Raw genomic sequence first — 6226 nt, forward strand, 5'->3', positions numbered from 1 at the left:
CCTGCTGCCCCCTGAGCGCCGCCAGCGGGCCAGAGTCGGCATCGCGCGCCTCCACCAGCCGGGCGCGGCGGCTGGTGGGAATCGCGGTGCCGGGCGGCGGCAGATCGGCCGAGACGATGCCGGCAATGGGCGAGGCCATGCGGATGATCGGCGCGTTCACGTGCGCCTCGCCGCCCACCTCGCTGGTGACATAGGGGGCAAAGGCCCACAACCCCAGCGCCGCCATGGTGGCGGCGACGGCCACCCGCAAACGGTTGGACCGGATTGTTTCTTCAAATCGTCCTGCCATCGCCCGCCCTTCGCCTTTGCACCGGTAACGGGCGGCAATGGACACGGCTTTACGGTGGCGGCAGCGAAAAGGCTTCGTGCGGCAGTTGGGCGAGGTTGGCGACGAAGCTGACGGTCTGATAGGCGCCGGCCAGCGCGCAGATTTCAAGTTGCTGGGCCAGGCTCCAGTCCGCCTCGAAACGCGCCCGGCATTCGGCATCGATATGGCCATTGTGGCACAATTGGTCGACGGCGGTGAGCAGCCCGGCTTCGGCCGTGCTCCAGTGCGCCGGATCGATGCGGCTGGCGCGGGTGGCGGCCAGCTGCGCGGCGTCCAGCCCGGCCGCGCGAGCGAAGATGGCGGCGTGAACGCCCCATTCGTAATCGCACTGCCGCAGTGCGGTGACGCGCAGGATGACCAGTTCGCGGCTGCGCAACGGCAACGGGCTGTCCTTGTCGAGCAGGTTGGGCACGCCCTTCCTCAGGAAGCGCGGGCTGTGGGCGAAGGTGCGGAACAGCGCCAGCAACTGCCCCTCGGCCTTGGGATAGGCGGCCAGCAGGGTGGCGATCTCGGCCGGAAACGGCGGCTCGAGTGGGTGGAGATGGTTGGACATGGCGGCCTCACTTGCTATGATATCCATAGCGACCATGCGCTATGAAAAACATAGCGTCAAGCTGGAGGTGGTGGTGTCAGCAGTGCGGGGATCACGCAGCGGGCGGCCGATCATGCGGCTGCTCGATGTGCTGGGGCAGCGCTGGGTGCTGCGCATCCTGTGGGAATTGCGGGCCGGCGCGCTCAGCTTTCGCGCGCTGCAGGCCGCGTGCGAGACGATCTCGCCGGCGGTGCTGAACGACCGGGTGAAGCTGCTGCGTGCCCATGATCTGATTGCGCTGCAGCCGGACGGCTATGAGCTGACCGAACGCGCGGCCCTGCTGCTGCCGATCATCCGGCAGATGATGGACCTGGCCAACGGATGGGCTGCGGATGGCGACTGGCCGCAGCCGGACTAGTCGGCAAGCGCCGCAGCGATGGCGGCAGCCACAGCGGCATCGCCCGCGGCGATCACCCGGCCATCGCTGCGGGCCATATCGAGCGGCTGACCCTGCCAGTCGCTCATCACCCCGCCGGCGCCGGTGACGATCGGCACCAGCGCCGCCCAGTCGTGCAGCTTCAGCCCGGCTTCGACCACGGCATCAAGGTGCCCGGCCGCCACCAGGCCATAATTGTGGCAATCTCCGCCATAGAGCGTGTCGCCCACCGCGCCGCGCGCCCGTTCGAAAGCGGCGAAATCTGCTTCGGGAAACGCGTGCGGGCTGGTGGTGCCGATGCGTGCCTCGGCCAGCTGTGGGCAGCGCCGCACATGGCAGCGCTGGCCGTTGAACAGCGTCGGCTGGCCTGGCCCGGCCAGCCAACGGTCCCCGATGATGCACTGGTCGATGATGCCCAGCACCGGCTTGCCGTCTTCCAGCAGCGCGATCAGCGTGCCGAACAGCGGTCGGCCGGCCACGAAGGCGCGGGTGCCGTCGATGGGATCGAGCACCCACACGCGCGCCGCGTCGGGCCGGTCGTCGCCATATTCCTCGCCGATCACGCCGTCATGCGGGCGATATTCATCGAGCAGGCGGCGGATCACGGCTTCCGCTTCGCGGTCGGCGGCAGTGACCGGCGAGAAATCCGCCTTGGTCTCCACCAGGAACGGCCGGCGGAACCACGGGCGGATGGCCGCGCCGGCGGCATCGGCAAGGCGCTGGGCCAGCGCCAGATCGTCAGTCGCCATCGCTGCCGTTTCCGTCGCCGCTTTCATCGCCAGCGTCATCATCATCGGCAAGTGGGGACAGCAATGGCGCCAGGCCCAGCGCCTTCAGAATCGCATCGCGGTCGCCATCCAGCGCCGGGGCCGGCGCGCGCACCCTGGGATCGGGGTGGGCCGACAGCTTGACCGGGTTGCCGGCCGCGATCACCGGCGTGCCGTCGGGCAGGTGCGTCTCGATGATCATGTTGCGGGCCTTGACCTGCGGGTCGCTGGCCATGGCGGCGATGTCGTTGATCGGCCCGGCCGGCACGCCCGCGGCATCGAGGATGGCCAGCCATTCGGCTGCTGGCCTGGTGGCGAGCCTTGCCTCCATGGCCTCGGTTAGCACGTCGACGTTGCGGCTGCGCTCCTCGTTGGTGGCAAAGCGCGGATCGGGGGGCAGTGCGATGGCCTCGGCCAGCGCGGCGAACAGATCGTCGTTGCCGGCGGCGATCACGATGGCGGCATCGGCGCACTTGAAGCTGGCGAACGGCGCAATGGACGGGTGGCGCGTGCCCAGCGGGCCGGGCGACTGGCCGGAGGCGGCATAGCGGGTGATGGCGTTTTCCAGGATCGCCACCTGGCCATCCAACATGGCGACATCGACAAACTGGCCGTGCCCGGTGGCAATGCGATCATGCAGCGCCGACAGGATGCCGATCACCGTGAACAGCCCTGCGGTGATGTCGCCGATGCTGGTGCCGACCCTGACCGGCGGGCCATCCGGCGTGCCGGTGATCGACATGATGCCGCCCATGCCCTGCACCACCATGTCATAGGCGGCGCGGTGGCTGTAGGGCCCGCTGTGGCCGAAACCGCTGGCGGCGGCGTGCACCAGGTGCGGGAAGCGCTGTTTCAGCACCGCCGGGCCATAGCCCAGCCGGTCCATCACGCCGGGGCGATAATTGTCCACCAGGACGTCGGCGCGCTCCAGCAGCGCATCGAAGATGCGGCGGTCACCGGGCAGCTTCAGATCGAGCGCGATCGAGCGCTTGCCGCGGTTGATGCTGGCGAAATAGGCGCTGTGGCCGTTGATGAACGGGCCAAAGCGGCGCGAATCGTCGCCACCATCGGGCCGTTCCACCTTGATCACCTGGGCGCCGAGATCGGCGAGCACCATGGTGGCATAGGGGCCGGCGAGCACGCGCGACAGATCGATGACAAGGAGGTTGGAGAGCGGCCCGGACATGGTGCCAAGGTCTAGCGCCGTTTTTCCCCCTCGTCACCGGCTCACTGAAGCGGCTAGACCATGTGTTACACCGCAAAGGGGAACAGGATGACGATGAAGCTGCTTGCCGCCGTGCTGCTGGCCGGGACGGCCATCACCGCCTCGGCCCAAACCATGAGTGCTGCCAGCCGCGAGGCGGCCTTCGACAGCCAGATCAGCAGTGCCGAGCAGATGGCCTGGCTCAAAACGATGAGCGCCGGGCCCAACCATGTCGCCAGCCCGCACAACCAGGCCAATGCCGCGCTGATCGAGAAATTGTTCCGCGAATGGGGCTGGCAGGTGAAACGCGCCGACTACCAGGTGCTCTATCCCACCCCGGTCTCGACCGCGCTGGAACTGGTCGGCCCGGTCAGGAAAGCGCTGGGCGGGCAGGAACCGGGCATCCCCCAGGACGCCACCTCGAACGCGCTGGCCGGCGCGCTGCCCCCCTATGTCGCCTACCAGGGCGATGGCGATGTGACGGGCAGCGTCGTCTATGTGAACTATGGCCTGCCGGGCGATTACGAGGCACTGGCCCGGCGCGGCATCAGCGTGAAGGGCAAGATCGTCATCGCCCGCTATGGCGGCGGCTGGCGCGGGCTGAAGCCGAAACTGGCGCAGGAACAGGGCGCCATCGGCTGCCTCATCTATTCCGATCCGCAGCAGGATGGCTATGGCAGCGCCGACACCTATCCGAATGGCGGCGGCCGGCCCCCGGCGGGCGTGCAGCGCGGCAGCGTGATGGACATGCCGACCTATCCCGGCGATCCGCTCACGCCCGGCATCGGCGCCACCAAGGACGCCCAGCGACTGACCCGCGAGACGGCACCGACCGTGCTGAAGATCCCCACCTTGCCGATTTCCTATGCCGATGCGACGGAGATCCTCTCCCGCCTGAAGGGCGCGACGGTGCCGGCCGACTGGCGCGGGGGCCTGCCGTTCCACTATCGCTTTGGTGGCAGCGATGATGTGCAGGTGCATCTGAAGGTCCAGTCCGAATGGTCGCTGAAAACCATCTCCAACGTCATCGCCACGCTGCCGGGCAGCACCAAGCGCGACGAATGGGTGGTGCGCGGCAACCATTATGACGGCTGGGTGTTCGGCGCGTCCGATCCGCTGTCGGGCGAGGTGGCGCTGCTCTCCGAAGCCAAGGCGCTGGGCGCGCTGTGGAAGTCCGGTTGGCGCCCGAAGCGCAGCATCGTCTATGCCAGCTGGGACGCCGAGGAGCCGGGCCTGCTGGGCTCGACCGAGTGGGTGGAAGACAATCTCGCCGAGCTGAAGGCCAAGGCGATCATCTACATCAACAGCGACAGCAATGGCCGTGGCACGCTGGAGGTGGATGGCAGCCAGCAGTTCCAGCCGTTCGTGGCGCGCATCGCCGATGCCGTGCAGGACCCGGCAACGGGCGCCAGCGTGGCGGCGCGCGGGCGGGCGAAGCTGCGCGCCCGCGCCTTTGATGGCCAGCGCGCTGATGCCGAGGCCCTGGCTGCAGCCGAGAAGGGCGCCGACCAGCCGCTGGGGCCGCTGGGCTCGGGCAGCGACTATACCGCCTTCATCCACCACGCCGGCATCCCCAGCCTCAATGTCGGCTTCGGCGGCGAGGGCGAGAGCGCCGGCTCCTACCACTCGATCTATGACAGCTATGACCATTTCACCCGCTGGGATGATCCGGGCCTGGCCTATGGGGTGGCGCTTTCGAAGGTGATTGGCCGCATGGTGATCGGGCTGGCCGATGCCGATGTGCCGCCGGTGCGCTTCACCCCGCTGGCCACGGCGGCGCGCCAGTATCTGGGCGAGATCAGGACGCTGGTCGAGAACCGCCGCAAGGAAGACACGACGCGCGCTGCCCTGTCCGCCGATCTCTATCGCCTGGGGTCCGATCCGCGCGATCCGCTCGGGCCGCCGGTGGCCAAGCCGGCGACCCCCGCGATCGATCTGGCGGCGCTCGATGCCGCGATCACCCGGCTGGAGGCGGCCGCCAGGGCGTTCGACGAGAAGATGGCCGCGAAGGGCGCCACGCTGACGGCCGCGCAGCAGGCGGCGCTCAACGCCAGGCTGAAGGGCATCGACCAGGCGCTGCTGAGCCCCGCCGGCCTGCCGTTCCGGCCGTGGTTCCGGAACATCCTCTATGCCCCCGGCCGCTTCACCGGCTATGGCGCCAAGACCCTGCCCGGCGTGCGCGAAGCGATCGAGGAGCGGCGGTTTGACGATGCGGTGCGCGAGACCGGCATCGCCGCGAAGGCGCTCACTGACTATGCTGACCGGTTAACCGCTGCGACGGCGGTGCTGCCATGAAGCTGCTGGCCTCCCCCACCTCGCCCTATGCCCGCAAATTGCGGGTGCTCGCCCAGGAACTGGGCCTCGCGCTGCCGATGGAGGATACGGCGCCAATGGCCGATCCGGCGGCGCTGCTGGCCGCCAACCCGCTCGGCAAGGTGCCGGCGTTGGTGCTTGAGGACGGCAGCGCCATCATCGATTCGCCGGTGATCGCCGCCTTCCTGCTGGCCAGCGTGCCGGGGCAGCGGTTGATGCCGGAGAGTGGCCATGGCCACTGGCAGGCGCGCACCACCGAGGCGCTGGCCGATGGCGTGCTCGATGCCGCCATCATCCTGCGGTTCAACATGGCGCAGGGCATCACCAGCGGGCCGTGGGTGGACCGGCAGTATCGCGCCATCGAACGCGCCCTGGCGGTGATGAACACGCGCACGGGCGGCAGCGGTTTTGGCGACATCTGCATCACCGTCGCCTGTGATTATCTGAGCTTCCGCTTCCCCGATCTCGACTGGCGGGAGCACAACGCGGAACTGGCGGCACTGGCCGACCGGCTGCTGGCAACGCCGGCCTTCGTGGCAACGCGGCCGCCTGCCTAACCGTCCCGCCCGCGCGGCAGCCGCACGGCACCTTCGGGCACGGCGACCCAGGGGTGCCGCCGTTCCTCGAACACGCTGCGCTGCGGCGG

At 68.9% G+C, this 6226-nt stretch carries 7 protein-coding genes; 3 read left to right on the plus strand and 4 right to left on the minus strand.

Going from position 1 to position 6226, the window contains the following annotated elements:
* Together GJV64_RS10235 and GJV64_RS10240 are read right to left on the minus strand one after the other, a co-directional pair.
* A partial coding sequence (locus tag GJV64_RS10235) for a hypothetical protein (protein ID WP_205599590.1) occupies nucleotides 1-244 on the minus strand: 244 nt, incomplete at its 3' end.
* A gap of 94 nt (nucleotides 245-338) precedes the next feature.
* Nucleotides 339-881, minus strand: coding sequence for a carboxymuconolactone decarboxylase family protein (locus GJV64_RS10240; RefSeq protein ID WP_164157138.1), 543 nt, complete (start codon nucleotides 879-881; stop codon nucleotides 339-341).
* On the opposite strand from GJV64_RS10240, the gene GJV64_RS10245 reads away from it, so the two are divergent.
* Nucleotides 880-1278: a winged helix-turn-helix transcriptional regulator gene (locus GJV64_RS10245; protein WP_235927694.1), complete on the plus strand. Its 399-nt coding sequence runs from the start codon at nucleotides 880-882 to the stop codon at nucleotides 1276-1278. The genes GJV64_RS10240 and GJV64_RS10245 overlap by 2 nt on opposite strands.
* On the opposite strand, the gene GJV64_RS10250 is transcribed toward GJV64_RS10245, so the two are convergent.
* Together GJV64_RS10250 and GJV64_RS10255 are read right to left on the minus strand one after the other, a co-directional pair.
* Nucleotides 1275-2045, minus strand: a complete 771-nt coding sequence (locus GJV64_RS10250) for an inositol monophosphatase family protein (RefSeq protein WP_164157139.1) — start codon at nucleotides 2043-2045, stop codon at nucleotides 1275-1277. The two genes, GJV64_RS10245 and GJV64_RS10250, sit on opposite strands and share 4 nt — an antisense overlap.
* Nucleotides 2035-3249, minus strand: a complete 1215-nt coding sequence (locus GJV64_RS10255) for a CaiB/BaiF CoA transferase family protein (protein ID WP_164157140.1) — start codon at nucleotides 3247-3249, stop codon at nucleotides 2035-2037. Before GJV64_RS10255 ends, GJV64_RS10250 begins: the two co-directional genes overlap by 11 nt.
* Before the next feature lie 87 nt (nucleotides 3250-3336).
* On the opposite strand from GJV64_RS10255, the gene GJV64_RS10260 reads away from it, so the two are divergent.
* Both GJV64_RS10260 and GJV64_RS10265 read left to right on the plus strand, forming a co-directional pair.
* Nucleotides 3337-5562: a transferrin receptor-like dimerization domain-containing protein gene (locus GJV64_RS10260; protein WP_235927693.1), complete on the plus strand. Its 2226-nt coding sequence runs from the start codon at nucleotides 3337-3339 to the stop codon at nucleotides 5560-5562.
* Nucleotides 5559-6137 (plus strand): glutathione S-transferase, encoded by a 579-nt coding sequence (locus GJV64_RS10265; protein WP_164157141.1) that lies wholly within the window; start codon nucleotides 5559-5561, stop codon nucleotides 6135-6137. Before GJV64_RS10260 ends, GJV64_RS10265 begins: the two co-directional genes overlap by 4 nt.
* Nucleotides 6138-6226 lie beyond the last annotated feature (89 nt).

Source organism: Sandarakinorhabdus rubra (assembly GCF_010994245.1).
Classification (GTDB): domain Bacteria; phylum Pseudomonadota; class Alphaproteobacteria; order Sphingomonadales; family Sphingomonadaceae; genus Sandarakinorhabdus; species Sandarakinorhabdus rubra.